The organism is Glycomyces sp. TRM65418, assembly GCF_019710475.1.
Taxonomy (GTDB): domain Bacteria; phylum Actinomycetota; class Actinomycetes; order Mycobacteriales; family Micromonosporaceae; genus Glycomyces.
Genome location: NZ_JAJFAX010000006.1, coordinates 113,290 through 128,390, shown reverse-complemented (window position 1 = coordinate 128,390; position 15,101 = coordinate 113,290). Strand labels below are relative to the sequence as shown.

14 protein-coding genes and 1 pseudogene are annotated in these 15,101 nt (G+C 70.0%); 3 read left to right on the top strand and 12 right to left on the bottom strand.

Features of this window, described 5'->3' with window-relative positions; all coding sequences use genetic code 11:
- Nucleotides 1-5 precede the first annotated feature (5 nt).
- The 9 genes from K3N28_RS14875 to K3N28_RS14835 all read right to left on the bottom strand — a co-directional run bounded on the left by K3N28_RS14875 (nucleotide 6) and on the right by K3N28_RS14835 (nucleotide 7,554).
- Entirely contained in the window at nucleotides 6-662 is a 657-nt protein-coding gene (locus K3N28_RS14875; RefSeq protein ID WP_228093336.1) for an acVLRF1 family peptidyl-tRNA hydrolase, read from the bottom strand.
- A 151-nt stretch (nucleotides 663-813) separates the two neighbouring features.
- The gene (locus tag K3N28_RS14870; protein WP_228093335.1) at nucleotides 814-1,152 is read right to left on the bottom strand and encodes a metal-sulfur cluster assembly factor; all 339 of its coding nucleotides are present in this window, start codon (nucleotides 1,150-1,152) and stop codon (nucleotides 814-816) included.
- 97 nt (nucleotides 1,153-1,249) lie between these two features.
- Nucleotides 1,250-1,702 (bottom strand): Fe-S cluster assembly sulfur transfer protein SufU, encoded by a 453-nt coding sequence (sufU, locus tag K3N28_RS14865; protein WP_228093334.1) that lies wholly within the window; start codon nucleotides 1,700-1,702, stop codon nucleotides 1,250-1,252.
- Nucleotides 1,702-2,970 (bottom strand): cysteine desulfurase, encoded by a 1,269-nt coding sequence (locus tag K3N28_RS14860; protein ID WP_228093333.1) that lies wholly within the window; start codon nucleotides 2,968-2,970, stop codon nucleotides 1,702-1,704. Before K3N28_RS14860 ends, sufU begins: the two co-directional genes overlap by 1 nt.
- A 20-nt stretch (nucleotides 2,971-2,990) precedes the next feature.
- Complete coding sequence (gene sufC / locus K3N28_RS14855) at nucleotides 2,991-3,752, bottom strand: Fe-S cluster assembly ATPase SufC (RefSeq protein WP_228093332.1); 762 nt, start codon at nucleotides 3,750-3,752, stop codon at nucleotides 2,991-2,993.
- 13 nt (nucleotides 3,753-3,765) lie between these two features.
- A complete protein-coding gene (locus K3N28_RS14850; RefSeq protein ID WP_228093331.1) occupies nucleotides 3,766-4,104 on the bottom strand; it encodes a non-heme iron oxygenase ferredoxin subunit in 339 nt (112 codons plus the stop codon).
- Complete coding sequence (gene sufD, locus K3N28_RS14845; protein ID WP_228093330.1) at nucleotides 4,105-5,328, bottom strand: Fe-S cluster assembly protein SufD; 1,224 nt, start codon at nucleotides 5,326-5,328, stop codon at nucleotides 4,105-4,107. It lies immediately after the preceding gene.
- Between the two features lie 36 nt (nucleotides 5,329-5,364).
- A complete protein-coding gene (sufB, locus tag K3N28_RS14840; protein ID WP_228093329.1) occupies nucleotides 5,365-6,798 on the bottom strand; it encodes a Fe-S cluster assembly protein SufB in 1,434 nt (477 codons plus the stop codon).
- 27 nt (nucleotides 6,799-6,825) lie between these two features.
- Nucleotides 6,826-7,554 carry a metalloregulator ArsR/SmtB family transcription factor gene (locus K3N28_RS14835; RefSeq protein ID WP_228093328.1) on the bottom strand — a complete coding sequence of 243 codons (729 nt, stop codon included), beginning with the start codon at nucleotides 7,552-7,554 and terminating at the stop codon, nucleotides 6,826-6,828.
- Nucleotides 7,555-7,718: 164 nt separating this feature from the next.
- Here K3N28_RS14835 and K3N28_RS14830 point away from each other — a divergent pair, with 164 nt between their 5' ends.
- A complete protein-coding gene (locus K3N28_RS14830; protein ID WP_228093327.1) occupies nucleotides 7,719-8,696 on the top strand; it encodes a heme A synthase in 978 nt (325 codons plus the stop codon).
- Nucleotides 8,697-8,757: 61 nt separating this feature from the next.
- Here the strand turns inward: K3N28_RS14830 and K3N28_RS14825 are convergent, their stop codons facing one another.
- Together K3N28_RS14825 and K3N28_RS23550 are read right to left on the bottom strand one after the other, a co-directional pair.
- Nucleotides 8,758-11,235: an alpha-L-arabinofuranosidase C-terminal domain-containing protein gene (locus tag K3N28_RS14825; protein WP_228093326.1), complete on the bottom strand. Its 2,478-nt coding sequence runs from the start codon at nucleotides 11,233-11,235 to the stop codon at nucleotides 8,758-8,760.
- Nucleotides 11,236-11,423: 188 nt separating this feature from the next.
- Nucleotides 11,424-11,875: pseudogene (locus tag K3N28_RS23550) on the bottom strand (hypothetical protein); the annotation flags it as partial.
- Between the two features lie 62 nt (nucleotides 11,876-11,937).
- On the opposite strand from K3N28_RS23550, the gene K3N28_RS14820 reads away from it, so the two are divergent.
- Nucleotides 11,938-12,864: an alpha/beta fold hydrolase gene (locus tag K3N28_RS14820; RefSeq protein ID WP_228093325.1), complete on the top strand. Its 927-nt coding sequence runs from the start codon at nucleotides 11,938-11,940 to the stop codon at nucleotides 12,862-12,864.
- 81 nt (nucleotides 12,865-12,945) lie between these two features.
- Nucleotides 12,946-13,899, top strand: coding sequence for an ADP-ribosylglycohydrolase family protein (locus tag K3N28_RS14815; protein WP_228093324.1), 954 nt, complete (start codon nucleotides 12,946-12,948; stop codon nucleotides 13,897-13,899).
- 37 nt (nucleotides 13,900-13,936) lie between these two features.
- Here K3N28_RS14815 and K3N28_RS14810 read toward each other — a convergent pair whose 3' ends face one another.
- Nucleotides 13,937-15,100 carry an NADP-dependent malic enzyme gene (locus K3N28_RS14810; protein ID WP_374209786.1) on the bottom strand — a complete coding sequence of 388 codons (1,164 nt, stop codon included), beginning with the start codon at nucleotides 15,098-15,100 and terminating at the stop codon, nucleotides 13,937-13,939.
- Between the last annotated feature and the right edge of the window lies 1 nt (nucleotide 15,101).

Below are 15,101 nucleotides of genomic sequence, written 5' to 3'. Positions count from 1 at the left end.
GACGGTCAGTCGGTGATGCGGACTTCGAAGCCGATGGCTCGATAGGCGGTTTCGGTCAGCAGGGCCTGCTTGGGCTCGGCGATGTCGCCGAAGTGGGTGGTCGGTTTCAGCTTGGCGAGGCGCGGGTCTTCGAGGATGCCCTCTGCCGGGCCGCCGGTCACCAGCGCGTCGAAATCGGCGTTGCCGAGGACGGCGAAGGCCGCTTCCCGGGCCCGTTTCTCGGCGGCCTTCGCCTGGCCTTCGCGTCGTCTCGCGAAGCGCTGCTGCGACTGGCCGCCCGCTTTGGTCGTGCCCTGCACGTAGGCCGTGTCGGTCTTGGAGACCTTCACCCGGCCGTCCTCCACGATGCCGACCGAATACGCGCCCTTGCGGGCCAGAAGGACCGCTATGCGGCGCGGTTCGAGGGCGTAATCGCGGAGGTGTTCGGCGGCCTTCACCGGGTCGTCGTCCAGGAGCCATGCGGACGGGAGGCCGTCGGCCAGTGTCCATTTGACACTGGCCGACGGTCCTTCGTTCGATTCGATCGTCCAGGCGTCGCCCTCGGCGTGGTGGTTCGCGATGCCGCCGTTGCGTGCGGCGAAGTTCGCGACCCACCTCGGGAGCCGTTCGGGTTCGACCTCGACGATCCTGCCCCCGCCGGAGGCGGGGCGGATCTTCACCATGGCTCGACGTTACCGTGCTTCGACGCGTCGGGCTTCGTCAGCCGTTCCTGAACACATCGTGCGAGCCCGGCTCCGTCAGACGTTCCTGAACTCAACCTTCAAGTCCGACTTCGTCAGACGTTCCTGAACTCAACCTTCAAGTCCGACTTCGTCAGACGTTGAAGCCGAGCGCGCGGAGCTGGTCGCGGCCCTCGTCGGTGATCTTGTCGGGGCCCCACGGCGGGATCCACACCCAGTTGATCTTCAGGTCCGCGGCGAGCCCGCCCTCCGCGCCGCTGCACAGCGCCGAGCGGGACTGGTCCTCGATGACGTCCGTCAGCGGGCAGGCCGCCGAGGTCAGCGTCATGTCGAGGGTGACCACGTTGTGCTCGTCGACGTGGACGCCGTAGATGAGACCCAGGTCCACGACGTTGATGCCGAGCTCGGGGTCGACCACGTCCTTCATGGCTTCGAGGACGTCGTCCTCCTTGGCCTTCACGGTGTCACTCATGCGTCGGTCCTTCCTGGGATCGAGGCTCTGCTCATTGACGGCTCGCACGCGTCGCCGAAGGTGCTCATTGACGGCTCGCACGCGTCGCCGAAGGTGCTCATTGACGGCCCGCACCCGTGGCCGAAGCCCGGACCAGGGCGTCCTTGAACGCCATCCAGCCCAGCAGCGCGCACTTGACGCGCATCGGATATTTCGAGACGCCGGCGAACGCGACCGCGTCCTCCAGGGTCTCCTCGTCGCCCTCCGCCTGGCCGCGGGAGTTCATCAGCTCGGTGAACTCGGCCATGCGGGCCAGCGCGTCGTCGACCTTGGCGTCCTTGACCAGTTCGTACATCACCGAGGCGGAGGCCTTGGAGATCGAGCAGCCGACGTTGTCGTAGGAGACGTCGGCGACCCGGTCGCCGTCCACGTGGACCCGGAGGGTGATCTCGTCGCCGCAGGTCGGGTTGACCTGGTGCGACTCGCCCTCGAAGGGCTCGCGCAGGCCCGCGCCGCGGGGACGCTTGTAGTGGTCCAGGATCACTTCCTGGTACAGCTCGTCGAGATTCATCAGCGGAACACCTTTCGCACCTGGCCCAACGCGTCCACGAGCCGGTCTATTTCCTCGTGGGTGTTGTAGACGTACCCGGAGGCGCGCGTGGTCGCGTTGACGCCGAAGCGGACGCAGGTCGGCTTGGCGCAGTGGTGGCCGACCCGGACGGCGATGCCCTCGGCGTCGAGGACCTGCCCGACGTCGTGCGGGTGCACGTCCTCGAGCGTGAACGACACCGTGGCGCCGCGCCCGATCGGGACGCGGGGGCCGACGATCTGGAGGCCGTCGACGGTCTCGAGCCGTTCCAGCATGTACGAGACGTATTCCTTCTCGTGGGCGCGCACGTTCTCCATGCCGAGCTCGTCGAGGTAGTCGACGGCGGCGGCGAAGCCCACCGCCTCCGCGATCGGCGGCGTCCCGGCCTCGAACTTGGCCGGGGCCTTCGCGAACGTGGTGCGCTCCATGCTGACGGTCTCGATCATCGAGCCGCCCGTGAGGAACGGCGGCATGGCGTCGAGGATCTCGGCCTTCGCCCACAGGGCCCCGATGCCGGTGGGCCCGAGCATCTTGTGGCTGGTGAAGGCGATGAAGTCGACGCCGAGTTCGGTCACGTCCACCGGGATGTGGGGGACGGACTGGGAGGCGTCGAGCCCGACCAGGGCGCCGACCTCGCGGGCGCGGGCGGTGATCTGCGAGGTCGGGTTGACCGTGCCGAGCAGGTTGGCGACGTGGACGAACGAGACGACCTTGCAGCGCTCGGTGATGACGTCGTCGACGCTCTCGACGTCCAGGCGGCCGGCGTCGGTGATGCCGATCCACTTGAGCGTCGCGCCGGTCCGCAGGCACAGCTGCTGCCACGGGATGAGGTTGGCGTGGTGCTCCATCTCGGTCACCACGACCTCGTCGCCGGGGCCGAGCTTGAAGCGCGGGTCGGCGGCGGGGTCGATGGTGGCGTTCTGGAAGGCGTAGGCCACGAGGTTGATCGACTCGGTCGAGTTCTTGGTGAACACGACCTCGTCGGGGCTCGGAGCGCCGATGAAGGCGGCGACCTTGGCCCGGGCGCCCTCGTACGCCTCGGTGGCCTCGGCGCCGAGCGTGTGGACCGAGCGCGAGATGTTCGCGTTCGAGTGGTCGGTGAAGCGGCGCATGGCCTCCACGACCTGGACCGGTTTCTGCGAGGTCGCGGCCGAGTCGAGGTAGGCCAGCGGCCGGCCCCCGATCTTGCGCTGCAGGATCGGGAAGTCGGCGCGGATGGCCTCGACGTCGAGCTTGCTTGCAGCCTCCACGGGCTCCTTCTTCCTGTTGGCTAGGCGGCCTTCGCGCCGACGTAGGACTCGTAGCCCTCGGCTTCGAGCTTGTCGGCGAGTTCCGAGCCGCCCTCTTCGGCGATCCGGCCGTCGACGAAGACGTGGACGAAGTCCGGCTTCACGTACCGCAGGATGCGCGTGTAGTGGGTGATGAGCAGGACGCCGGAGTTCGTGGTCTCCTTGGCGCGGTTGATGCCCTCGGAGACGATGCGCAGGGCGTCCACGTCGAGGCCGGAGTCGGTCTCGTCGAGGATCGCGATCTTCGGCTTGAGCAGCTCCATCTGGACGATCTCGTGGCGCTTCTTCTCACCGCCGGAGAAGCCCTCGTTGACGTTGCGGTTGACGAACGCCTCGTCCATCTTCACGCCGGCCATGGCGCCCTTGAGGTCCTTCATCCAGGTGCGGAGCTTCGGGGCCTCGCCGTCGATGGCGGTCTTGGCGGTGCGCAGGAAGTTGGAGACCGACACGCCGGGGATCTCGACCGGGTACTGCATGGCGAGGAACAGGCCGGCGCGGGCGCGCTCGTCGACGGCCATCTCCAGCACGTCCTCGCCGTCGAGGAGGACCTCGCCGGAGGTGATCTCGTACTTCGGGTGCCCGGCCAGCGAGTAGGCCAGGGTCGACTTGCCGGAGCCGTTGGGGCCCATGATGGCGTGGGTCTCGCCGGAGTTGATCGTCAGGTCGACCCCGTGCAGGATCGGCTTGGCGCCCTCGTCGGTGTTGACCGAGACGTGCAGGTCGCGGATCTCGAGCTTGCTCATAACAGGTGTTCCTCTAAGAGTCTTCGGTGGTCTTGGGCTTCAGGCTGAGAAAGACGTCGCCGTCTCGGACTTCGACCGGGTAGGTCGCCACCGGCGTGGTGGCGGGCGGCCCCGACGGTTTGCCGGTGCGCAGGTCGAAGCTCGAGCCGTGGAGCCAGCATTCGATCTGGCAGTCCTCGACGTCGCCTTCGGAGAGCGCCACGGCGGCGTGGGAGCACTCGTCGTAGAGCGCGAACGCCTCGTCGCCTTTGCGCACGAGCACGATCGACGTGCCGTGGATGTCGGCCGCGATGGGCTGGGACTCCGGCAGGTCGTCGAGCGCGCAGACGCGCAGGAAATCGGTGTCGGTCATCTAGGCACCCGTCTCGATGTCCCCGGGGGCCACGAACTCTCCCGCATCCAGGCGGGCGACGACGAGCTCGGTGAGCTCCTCGCGCAGGCCTGCGTCGGGGACCTTCTGGAGGACCTCGTTGAAGAAGCCCTTGACGACCAGGCGGCGGGCCTCCGGCTCGGGGATGCCCCGCGACTGGAGGTAGAACAGGTGCTCCTCGTCGAAGCGGCCGGTCGTCGAGGCGTGGCCGGCGCCGACGATCTCGCCGGTCTCGATCTCCAGGTTGGGGACCGAGTCGGCGCGGGCGCCGTCGGAGAGGACGAGGTTGCGGTTGATCTCGTACGTGTCGGTGCCGGTGGCCTTGTCCTGGATGAGGACGTCGCCGACCCACACGGTGTGGGCGGTCTCGCCCTGGAGCGCGCCGCGGTAGTTCACGTTGGAGCGGCAGTCGGGGACCGAGTGGTCCACGAGCTGGCGCTGCTCCAGGTGCTGGCCGGCGTCGGCGAAGTACAGGCCGTAGGCGTCGACGGAGCCGCCCTGGGCGGCGTAGTCGACCGACAGGTACTGGCGGACCAGGTCGCCGCCGAGCGTGACGGCCACGTGGTCGAGCTTGGCGTCGCGGCCGAGGCGGGCCTTCTGGTGCTCGACGTGCGTGGACTCGCGGTCCCATTCGGCGACGACGACCAGGCGCAGGTGCGCGCCGTCGCCGACCGAGATCTCGACGTTGTCGCCGAGGCGGGCCAGGCCGGTGTGCCGCACGATCATGGTGACGTCGGCGTGGTGGCCGATCTCGATGAACGTGTGGGCCCAGGTGGCGCCGTCGAGGCCGCCGCCGGTCACGTCGATCCAGACCGGAGCGGACACCGCTGCCTCGGGCGCGACCGAGACGAGGAGGGCCTTCTCGCTCTTGGCCCAGGCGACGGCGCTCGGCCGGTCGAACGGCGTGAGGATCGAGCCGAGGCGCTGGTCCTCCTTGCCGATCGCGTCGGCGGTGACGCCTTCGGGCAGGTCGCGGATGGCGTACTCGGCGGCCTTGACCGCGGGCGCGGTGTCGAGGTCGGCGAGCCCGGCGAGGCGCTTGATGGGCGTGAAGCGCCAGTCCTCCTCCCGGCCGGTGAGGGCCGGGAAGTCGGCGGGCTCGAACGAGCGCAGCAGCTGCGACTTGGTCTTCGGGGGCACGGTTTCGGAGGGCACTTCGCCGACGCCGTGCGTGTGCGGCTTGGCGGTCGCCAATTCGATGCTCATGAAATCTCTGGTTTCCTTGTCCTAGCGCCTGGCCGGTTAACCGACGGCGCCTTCCATCTGGAGTTCGATGAGTCGGTTCAGTTCCAGGGCGTACTCCATCGGGAGCTCCTTGGCGATGGGCTCGATGAAGCCGCGCACGATCATGGCCGCCGCCTCGTCCTCGGTGAGGCCCCGGCTCATGAGGTAGAACATCTGGTCCTCGCCGATCTTGGAGACCGTGGCCTCGTGGCCCATGTCGACGTCGTCCTCGCGGATGTCGACGTAGGGGTACGTGTCCGAGCGCGAGATGGTGTCGACCAGCAGCGCGTCGCACTTGACCGTGGACCGCGAGTGGTGCGAGCCCTCGTCGACCTTCACGAGGCCGCGGTACGAGGTGCGCCCGCCGCCGCGGGAGATCGACTTGGAGACGATCGTCGAGGACGTGTGCGGCGCGGCGTGGGTCATCTTCGCGCCCGTGTCCTGGTGCTGGCCCTCGCCCGCCATGGCGACGGACAGGACCTCGCCCTTGGCGTGCTCGCCGACCATGACCACGGCCGGGTACTTCATGGTGACCTTGGAGCCGAGGTTGCCGTCGACCCATTCCATGGTCGCGCCCTGCTCGGCGATCGCGCGCTTGGTGACCAGGTTGTAGACGTTGTTCGACCAGTTCTGGATGGTCGTGTAGCGAACGCGGGCGTCCTTCTTGACGACGATCTCCACGACCGCGGAGTGCAGCGAGTCCGAGGAGTACACCGGGGCGGTGCAGCCCTCGATGTAGTGCACGAACGAGCCCTCGTCGGCGATGATCAGCGTGCGCTCGAACTGGCCCATGTTCTCGGTGTTGATCCGGAAGTAGGCCTGGAGCGGGATGTCGACGTGGACGCCCTTGGGCACGTAGATGAACGAGCCGCCGGACCACACGGAGGTGTTCAGCGCAGCGAACTTGTTGTCGCCCACCGGGATCACGGAGCCGAAGTACTCCTTGAAGATCTCCGGGTGCTCGCGCAGGCCCGTGTCGGTGTCCATGAAGATGACGCCCTGCTGCTCCAGGTCCTCGCGGATGGAGTGGTAGAGCACCGTCGACTCGTACTGGGCGGCGACGCCGGAGACGAGCTGCTGGCGCTCGGCCTCGGGGATGCCCAGCTTGTCGTAGGTCTTCTTGATGTCCTCGGGCAGGTCCTCCCAGGACTCGGCCTGCTTCTCGGACGCCTCGACGTAGTACTTGATGTTGTCGAAGTCGATGCCCGACAGGTCGGCGCCCCAGTTCGGCATCGGCTTGCGGCCGAAGAGCTTGAGGCCCTTCAGGCGCATGTCGAGCATCCATTCGGGCTCGCCCTTGCGCGCGGAGATGTCGCGGACGACCTCCTCGGTCAGTCCGCGCCGCGCGTTGGCGCCGGCGACGTCGGAGTCGGCCCAGCCGTACTCGTACTGACCCAGCGAGGCCAGAGCCTCGTCCTGGCTGAGCGGTGCGCTCTTCTGCGTGTCGGTCATCTCAAGTCTCACCTTTGACCTGTCGGGTTATCGGTCTGCGCGTTCGGGGTCGGGCAGCGGTACCGGTCCGCTTCCACCGTCGGCGCCCGCGGCCCTGTGGCCGCTCTTGCCGGGCACGTGGGTGGTGCACACCCCGTCCCCGTTGGCGATCGTCGCCAGGCGCTGGACGTGGACGCCCAGCAGGCGGCTGATCACCCGCGTCTCCGCCTCGCACAGCTGCGGGAACTCCGCGGCCACGCCCGCCACCGGGCAGTGGTGCTGGCAGATCTGCCCGCCGGAGGCGATGACCGACGCCGTGGCGACGTAGCCCTCGCCGGACATGGCGGTCGCCAGCGCCTGGGCGCGGGCCATCGGGTCGTCCGAGTCGACCGCGTCCATGGCGGCCCGGCATCGGGACTCCAGGCGCGCGACCTGCTCGGCGGCGAAGCCGCCCACGGCGTCCTCGCCTTCGAAGCGGCGGATCCAGCGCAGCGCCTCCATCGCCAGGTCGTCGTAGGTGTGGCCGAAGTTGGTGCGGGCGGCTGGCGTGAGCTGGTAGCTCTTGGCGGGCCTCCCGCGGCCGGCGGTCTTGACCACACGGGTCTCGACCTGGCCTTCGGCTTCCATCACGTCGAGATGGCGGCGGGTGGCGGTGGCGGTGATGCCGAGGTCGTGCGCGAGTTCGGCGGCCGTGGCGTGGCCGCGTTCGAGCAGCAGGCGGGTCACTCGGCGGCGGGTGTCCCCGTCCGTCGAGTGGCTCGTCGCCCTCGTCACCATTTCCACAAGGTAAATGTTACTTAATTCGCTCCGGCACGTCGAGACGGCCGACGGTGAGACCGGGCACGCAGGGTTGCCTAACCTCACGTGCGCAAGTACGGTGCCAGCCCACACTGCGAGACCCGGGCCGAGGCGCGGAGCGGGCCCGGGGATAGATTCGCCGCGTGAACCTGTTGCAGCGGTGGTTCGCCCGCCCGGGCGCGGTGCGCCGGTGGGCGCTGGCCAGTGTGATCGCGAACGTCGGCATCATCGTGACCGGCGGCGCCGTGCGCCTGACCGAGTCGGGCCTGGGCTGCCCCGAGTGGCCCAAGTGCACCGCTGATTCCCTGGTGGCGACCCCTGAGATGGGGATCTACGGGGCGATCGAGTTCGGGAACCGGGCCCTGACGGGGGTGCTCATCGCGGTCGCCGTGGGCGCGCTGCTGGCGGCGTGGCTGCGGGTGCCGCGGCGGATGTCGCTGGTGAAGCTCGCGGCGGCGGGGCTGCTGTACGTCCCGGCGCAGGCGGTCATCGGCGGGATCACCGTCTGGACGAACCTCAACCCGTGGGTGGTGGGCCTGCACTTCCTGGCCTCGATCCCGCTCGTGGCGATCTCCGTCGCGCTGTACCTCCGCTCGGGCGAGCCGGACGGCGCGGTGGTGCCGCTGGTGCCGCGAGCGGTGACACTGCTGGCCCGTTGGCTCGTGGCGGTCGCCGGCGCGGTGATCGTGCTCGGCGTGGTGGTCACGGGCTCGGGCCCGCACGCGGGCGACGCGGACACCCCGCGCAACGGCATGGACCCCGAACTGATGTCGCAGCTGCACGCGGACCTGGTGTGGCTGCTGCTGGGCATGACCGTCGCGTTGATCGCGGCGCTGCACGCGGTGAAGGCGCCGGAGACGGCGAAGCGCGCGGCCTACGCGCTGCTGGCGGTCGAGCTCCTGCAGGGGGTCATCGGCTACACGCAGTACTACCTGGACCTGCCGGCGCTGCTGGTCGGGATGCACATGCTGGGCGCGGGCGTCCTGTGGGTCGCGGCGGTCGCGGTGCCGTTCAGCCTGAGAAAGCGCCGACCGCAGGTCGAAGGCGTCCAGCCGCTGCACTACGAGATCCACGGCGACCGCGAAGGCGACAGGATCGTCGAACCCGAACCCGTGGCCTGAACCAGGCTGCGACAACGAGTGCGGCCCCGGACTCCCGTCCGGGGCCGCACTCGTTTCGGTTCTAGCGCTTGCCCTTCGGGGTCAAGGTGATGAACGTGACCGAGTACGGCTCGAACTCGTAGGTGAACTCGTTGCCGAGGCCCTTCACGGTCTCGGTCACGGGGTAGACGACCTGGTCCTCGCCGAGGAGGTTGTCGCAGCCCGGGTCGCACGCGATCGTCGTGACCTCGGCCTTGTGCTTGAGGCGCTGCCCTTCGAGCTCCACGTCCGTGGTGACGGCCCGGTCCTGGGCGTTCACCACTTTCAGGGTGATCTCGCCGGTGTCCTCGTCGCGGGTGACGACCTGGTAGAGCGGTTCGATCCGCTGCTCGTCGACCACGCTGAAGGCCTGCTCGCCGTCCACGTAGCCGGTGATGGTGCGGCCCTCGACCTCGATCTTCAGGTCGTAGGTGCGGCCGGTCTCGATCACGGTGTCGTGGTTGACCAGCGTGGACTTGCCACCGTTGGTGGCCTTCTCGACCGCGCTGGTGGTGTTGTTCCAGCCGCCGAGGTTCCACCAGTAGTAGTCGTCCGACCCTTCGACGCCGAACATCACCAGGAAGCCTTCGCTGCCGGCGGTCTTCGTGGCCTTGAGCTCCATCGTGTAGTTCGACCAGTCGGCCGAACCGGCCGTGCTGCGGGCGTCCTCGACGAGCGCGGTCTGGGTGTACGCGCCATCCGCGACCTCCCATACGCCCGCGGCGTTGCCGCCGGGCGTCCAGCCGTCGCTGCCGGTGGCGAAGTCGTCCTCGAACAGGACCGAGCCGTCGGCCGCGGTCACCTTCACGTCGTCATAGGCCGCGGCGGTGTTCCAGGTGGCGAGGCCGATGCCGCCCGCGATGTCGGGCGAGACGATCGGGTCCGCCTCCACCTGCGAGGCGAATACCTGGTCGCCCGCGTGGGTGCCGAACAGCTGCTGCACTTCGTAACTGGCGGACTTGACCGTGCGGTGGTTGTCGAACCAGATCATGTCCGGCGCCCAGTCGACGTAGTCGATGTTGGACAGCAGCGGCGCGTAGGAGGCCATGTCGACCACGTCGCCGTTGCGTTCGATGCCCGTCAGGTAGGAGGCCTCGGAGAGGGCGCTCCACCAGGTGTTCGAGAGCGAGGCGTACTCGCCGACGAACACGTGCGGGCCCGTCCGGTCGTAGGAGTCGTAGCGGTCGTTGTTGGCGAAGAACCACTCCGGCGCGTTGTAGTAGTGCTCGTCCACGAGGTCGGCGCCCTGCTCGCGGGCGAACTCCCAGCTGCGGTCGAAGACCGCGCCGGAGTCGTCCACACCGGAGTTGGCGATGATCTCGATGTCCGGGTACGCCTCGCGGACGGCGTCGTGGAAGGCCGGGTAGTTCGCGTAGAACTGCTCCTTGTACTCCTCGTTGCCGAGGCCGATCTTCTCCAGGCCGAACGGCTCGGGGTGGCCCATCTCGGCGCGCAGCGAACCCCATTCGGAGTCGACGGGCCCGTTGGCGAACTCGATGAGGTCGAGCGTGTCCTGGACCCAGCGCTCGAGTTCGGCCGGGTCGGTGATCTCGGGCGAGTCGCCGCAGCCGGTCACGCCGACCGGGACGACGGGCACGGGCTCCGCGCCGAGGTCCTCGGCGAACTGGAAGTACTCGAAGTAGCCGAGGCCGTAGCTCTGGTGGTAGCCCCAGAAGTTGTGGTTGGCCTTGCGCTCCTCGACGGGGCCGACGGTGTCCTTCCAGTTGTAGGCGCGCTCGCGGCTGTCGGGGTCGAAGGAGCCCGTGTTCACGATGCAGCCGCCCGGGAAGCGCAGGAACGAGGGCTCGAGGTCGGCGATGAGTTCGGCGAGGTCCTTGCGGAGGCCGTTCTCGCGGCCGAGGAACGTGTCCTGCGGGAAGAGCGAGACCATGTCGAGGCTCACCGGGCCCGCGGCGGTGACCATGAGGCGGCCGGTGGTGCTGGTCGCGTCGGCGGTGAGGACGACTTCGGCCTTCGCCCACTCCCCCGCGCCCGAGATGGGGACGAGCGCGGGTGCGGCGAGGGCGGTGCCCTCGGCGTCGACGAGGGCGACCTGCAGTTCGGTGGCGGCGTCGGCGTTCGCCCAGACGCTGAAGTCGTAGGACGCGCCTTCGGTGAAGGCCATCCCGGTGTTGTAGCCGGCGTTGACGATCGCGGTCCCGGCGGTCGCGCTGATGTACGTGGGGTTGTTCCCGTTGAGGGGGTCGGCGGACTCGACCGCGACCGAGCCGCTGAGGGCCTCCCAGGCCGTGAGCGGCGTGTAGGAGGGTTCGTCGGCGGCGGTGAACTCGAACGAGCGGTTCTGGACCAGCTCGGCGTAGAGCCCGCCGTCGGCGGCGTGGTTGATGTCCTCGTAGAACAGGCCGTAGAGCTCGTCGGAGATGTCGGTGGCGGCGGCGAGGTCCACTTTGATGCTCGCGTCGGCCTCGTTCGCGGAGGCCTCGGCGGCGGACAGCGAGGTGAGCACCACGGCGGCGGCTCCCGCCGCGGCCATGGTGCGGATTCTGATCGGAGGCTGCATCGGCTCCCGTCCTCTTAGGCGGTGAAACATGTCGATGTATTCTGCATGTTAACGGTCACTCAGTCAAGAGGCCGGCGGCCGGAGCCCCTTGAGCAGGGCGAACCCCGTTGCGGGGGAATGACGCCGAGGAGGCACGCGGCAGCTCGGATCGCCGGCCGACACGCGATACCGGGCGGCGACGTCCCCGAGAGCCGCCGGACGCGGAGCACGCCGGTCGGCATCGGGAGCGTGCACTCCCCGTCGGCGGTTTCCGGTCGGCCCGCGAGGTAGGCGCGGATCCGGTCCAGGGCGGCGGCCCGCTCCTCCTCCGGCATGACGAGCATCCCCGCGCGCGTGGCGAGCGTCGCGGCGAGCGACTCCGCGGGCCGGTGCCGGCCGTGTGGGAACTCGTTCTGCTCCGGTGAGCCGAACCGGGCGTCGGGGCCGGTGCCCGACAGGTGCCGGCGCCGAGGTCCAGCACGCGCAGACCGGGCGCGTGTTCGAGCGCCCAGCGCACCGCGGCCCGCGCGTGATCCGGACGGTGCTCGGCGTACGCGGCCGCCGCCGCACCGAACGACGAAGCGTGGAGGCACCCCTCATCCTGGTCCCTCCCGCCGCCCCAGCGGCGCCGCCGAACCCGGCACGGCCGTCGAGAATCCAAGGGGGCGAACATGTCAGCACCGTGTCAGGGCCGTGTCAGGCCGACCCTCGACAGTTGTCCGCATGAACGAGAACCACACTTCCGCCAACGGCGACTTCGCCTCCCAGCACACTCCCCCGGTCGGCGGCTTCCAGGAGATCGACGGCCGCCGGATCTACATCCACACCTCCGGCACCGGCGGTCCCGCCGTCGTCTTCCTCCCCGGCGCCAGCGCGATCGGGCTCAACTACTACGGCCTCCAGCAGCGGGTCGCCGAGTTCACCACCGCCGTGGTGTACGACCGCGGCGGGTCGGGTTACAGCGATCCGCTCCCGCTGCCGCGCACCGCCGAGTCCGTCGCCGCGGAGCTGCGCGAGCTGCTCCGCGCCCGGGGCGTTCCCGGCCCGTACGTGCTGGTCGCCCATTCCCTCGGCGGAGCGTACGCGTTCCGGTTCGCGCAGGACTTCCCCGGCGAGGTCGCCGGGCTGGTCTGGCTCGACGCCTTCCACCGCGAGTGGGACGACCACATGCCCGCCGAGGGCGGCCTGGCCGCGGGCGAGGCGATGGCGCCCACCGCCGAGCAGCTGCGGCAGGCCCTGCCGTTCATGCGCGACATGGTCGCCGCGATGTACCCGGACTATCCCGAGGACGTGCGGGAGGCCGTGGCCGGCTACCACGCGAGCGAGGCGTGGATCCGCGTCGGCATGGCCGAGCGCGGGACGCTGGTCGCGATCGCGGAGGAACTCCAGGCCGGCCCCGGCGTCCCGGACGTTCCGGTCGTCGCCTTCACACCGCTGGGCGTGGACCCCAACCAGCAGGCGCTCATGACCGAGGAGACGCTGCAGGCGATCCACGAGGGCAAGACGCGGCTCGACGCGAACCTGGCCGGCTCGGTGACCCGCGGCGAGCAGCGGGTGCTCCACGACACCGACCACACCCGCCTCATCAGCGACCGTGCCGACGACATCGTCCAGGCGACCCGCGAGATCGTCGAACGCGCGTCAGACTGAACCGGCCGTGCCGCGGGCGTCCGCTTCGGACGCCCGCGGCAGGGCCTGGCGCGACGTGCATGGGGGCCATAGAATTCCCGCGTGACTGCAGCGATCTCGCGACACGACCGCGTACTCGGGTGCCTCGTCGGGGGCGCGGTGGGCGACGCCCTCGGCTACCAGGTGGAATTCGACCGCTGGGAGTCCATTCAGCGGCGGTTCGGGCCGCAGGGGGTCGATCGGATGCTCGGCAACCGGATCTCCGACGACACCCAGATGACCCTGTTCACCGCCGAAGGGCTGCTGCTCGCCGCACCGGGCGAGGAGGTCGAGCAGGTGCGCCTCGCCTATCTGCGGTGGCTGGAGACGCAGCGGGAGCCCATGCCGCCCATGGGTTCCGAGGGCCTGGCGGCCCAGCCGTGGCTGTACGCGCGCCGCGCGCCGGGCAACGCCTGCCTCTCCGGGCTCAAGGACGGCGCGCGGCCGGGCGTGAACCCGAACTCGAAGGGCTGCGGCACCGTCATGCGCTCGGCGCCGTTCGGGCTGCGCTTCCCGCCCGAACAGGCCTTCGACCTGGCCGAGCAGTGCTCGGCGCTCACCCACGGGCACCCGACCGCCGGGGCCTCGGCGGGCGCGTTCGCGATGATCGTGGCGCACTTGACGAACGGTGTCAGCCCGCAGCGCGCGGTCTCCGACACCCTGCTGCACCTGCGCGGCGGCCTCGACCGCTCGGAGACCGCGGACCTCCTCCAGAGGGCGTACGCGCTGGCCGGGAACGTCCCGCCCGGGCCGAACACGTGCACGCCGCTCGGCGAGGGCTGGATCGCGGAGGAGGCCCTGGCGATCGCGGTGTACTGCCTGCTCGGGACCGACGACGTGCGCGCCGGGCTCACCGCGGCCGTGAGCCACGGCGGCGACTCCGACTCCACCGGCGCGATCCTCGGGAACCTCTACGGCGCGGCGTACGGCCACGCGGCGCTGCCGATCGAGTGGGCGTCCCAAGTGGAGGGACGCGACGTGATCGCGACGCTCGCGGACCTGATGGCCGCCGCGTAGGCGGCCCGGCGGGGCGCCGGACCACCCTGCGGTCGGCTTAGGCGGCGGCCTTGACCGCGGCGGCCACGGCCGGGGCGACGCGCGGGTCGAGCGGCGAGGGCACGATGCGGTCGGCGGCCAGGTCCTCGGCGGCGATGTCCGCGATGGCGCGGGCCGCGGCGAGCTTCATCGCCTCGGTGATCTGCGGGGCCGCGGCGTCGAGCGCGCCCCGGAAGATCCCGGGGAACGCGAGGACGTTGTTGATCTGGTTCGGGTAGTCGCTGCGGCCGGTCGCCACGATCGCGGCGTACTTCGCGGCGATCGCCGGATCGACCTCGGGCGTCGGGTTCGCCAGCGCGAACACGATCGCGCGCTCGGCCATGCCTTCCAGCGCGGCCTCGGGGACCGCGCCGCCGGAGACGCCGACCAGGACGTCCGCGCCCTTGAGCGCCTCGGCGACGCCGCCGCTGCGGCCGGTCCGGTTCGTCATGGCGGCGAGCCGCTCCTTGACCGGGTTGAGGCGGTCGCGGCCTTCGTGGATGATGCCGGTGGAGTCGCAGACGATGACGTCCCCGACGCCGGCCTCGCTCAGGATCTTGGTGATCGCGACGCCCGCCGCGCCCGCGCCGACGATGGCGACCGTGAGGTCCTCGGCGCGGCGGTCCTGGAGGCGCAGCGCGTTGGTGAGCGCGGCGAGGACGACGACGGCGGTGCCGTGCTGGTCGTCGTGGAACACCGGGATGTCGAGCATCGCCTTGAGGCGGTCCTCGATGTCGAAGCAGCGGGGCGCGGAGATGTCCTCCAGGTTGATCCCGCCGAAGGACGGCGCGATGGCCGCGACGGCGGCCACGATGGCGTCGGGGTCCTTGGTGCCCAGGCAGATCGGGACCGCGTCGACGTCCGCGAACTGGCGGAACAGGGCGGCCTTGCCCTCCATGACGGGGAGCGACGCGGCGGCGCCGATGTCGCCCAGGCCGAGGACGGCGGTGCCGTCGGTGACGACCGCGACCACGTTCGAGCGCCACGTGTGCGTCCGCGCCAGCGACTCGTCGGCGGCGATGGCCTCGCAGACGCGGGCCACTCCGGGCGTGTAGGCGATGGAGAGGTCCTCGCGGCTGTCGAGCGGGACGGTGGTGACGGTGCGCAGTTTGCCGCCCCGGTGGGCCAGGAAGATCGGGTCTTGCAGGTCGATCACAGGTTGAGATGGCACGGAAAGCCCCATT

Coding starts and splice junctions, on each gene's coding strand:
- K3N28_RS14875 (WP_228093336.1), bottom strand. CDS start 662: ATGGTGAAGATCCGCCCCGCCTCCGGCGGGGGCAGGATCGTCGAGGTC.
- K3N28_RS14870 (WP_228093335.1), bottom strand. CDS start 1,152: ATGAGTGACACCGTGAAGGCCAAGGAGGACGACGTCCTCGAAGCCATG.
- sufU (WP_228093334.1), bottom strand. CDS start 1,702: ATGAATCTCGACGAGCTGTACCAGGAAGTGATCCTGGACCACTACAAG.
- sufC (WP_228093332.1), bottom strand. CDS start 3,752: ATGAGCAAGCTCGAGATCCGCGACCTGCACGTCTCGGTCAACACCGAC.
- K3N28_RS14850 (WP_228093331.1), bottom strand. CDS start 4,104: ATGACCGACACCGATTTCCTGCGCGTCTGCGCGCTCGACGACCTGCCG.
- sufD (WP_228093330.1), bottom strand. CDS start 5,328: ATGAGCATCGAATTGGCGACCGCCAAGCCGCACACGCACGGCGTCGGC.
- sufB (WP_228093329.1), bottom strand. CDS start 6,798: ATGACCGACACGCAGAAGAGCGCACCGCTCAGCCAGGACGAGGCTCTG.
- K3N28_RS14835 (WP_228093328.1), bottom strand. CDS start 7,554: ATGGTGACGAGGGCGACGAGCCACTCGACGGACGGGGACACCCGCCGC.
- K3N28_RS14825 (WP_228093326.1), bottom strand. CDS start 11,235: ATGCAGCCTCCGATCAGAATCCGCACCATGGCCGCGGCGGGAGCCGCC.
- K3N28_RS14820 (WP_228093325.1), top strand. CDS start 11,938: ATGAACGAGAACCACACTTCCGCCAACGGCGACTTCGCCTCCCAGCAC.
- K3N28_RS14810 (WP_374209786.1), bottom strand. CDS start 15,100: ATGGGGCTTTCCGTGCCATCTCAACCTGTGATCGACCTGCAAGACCCG.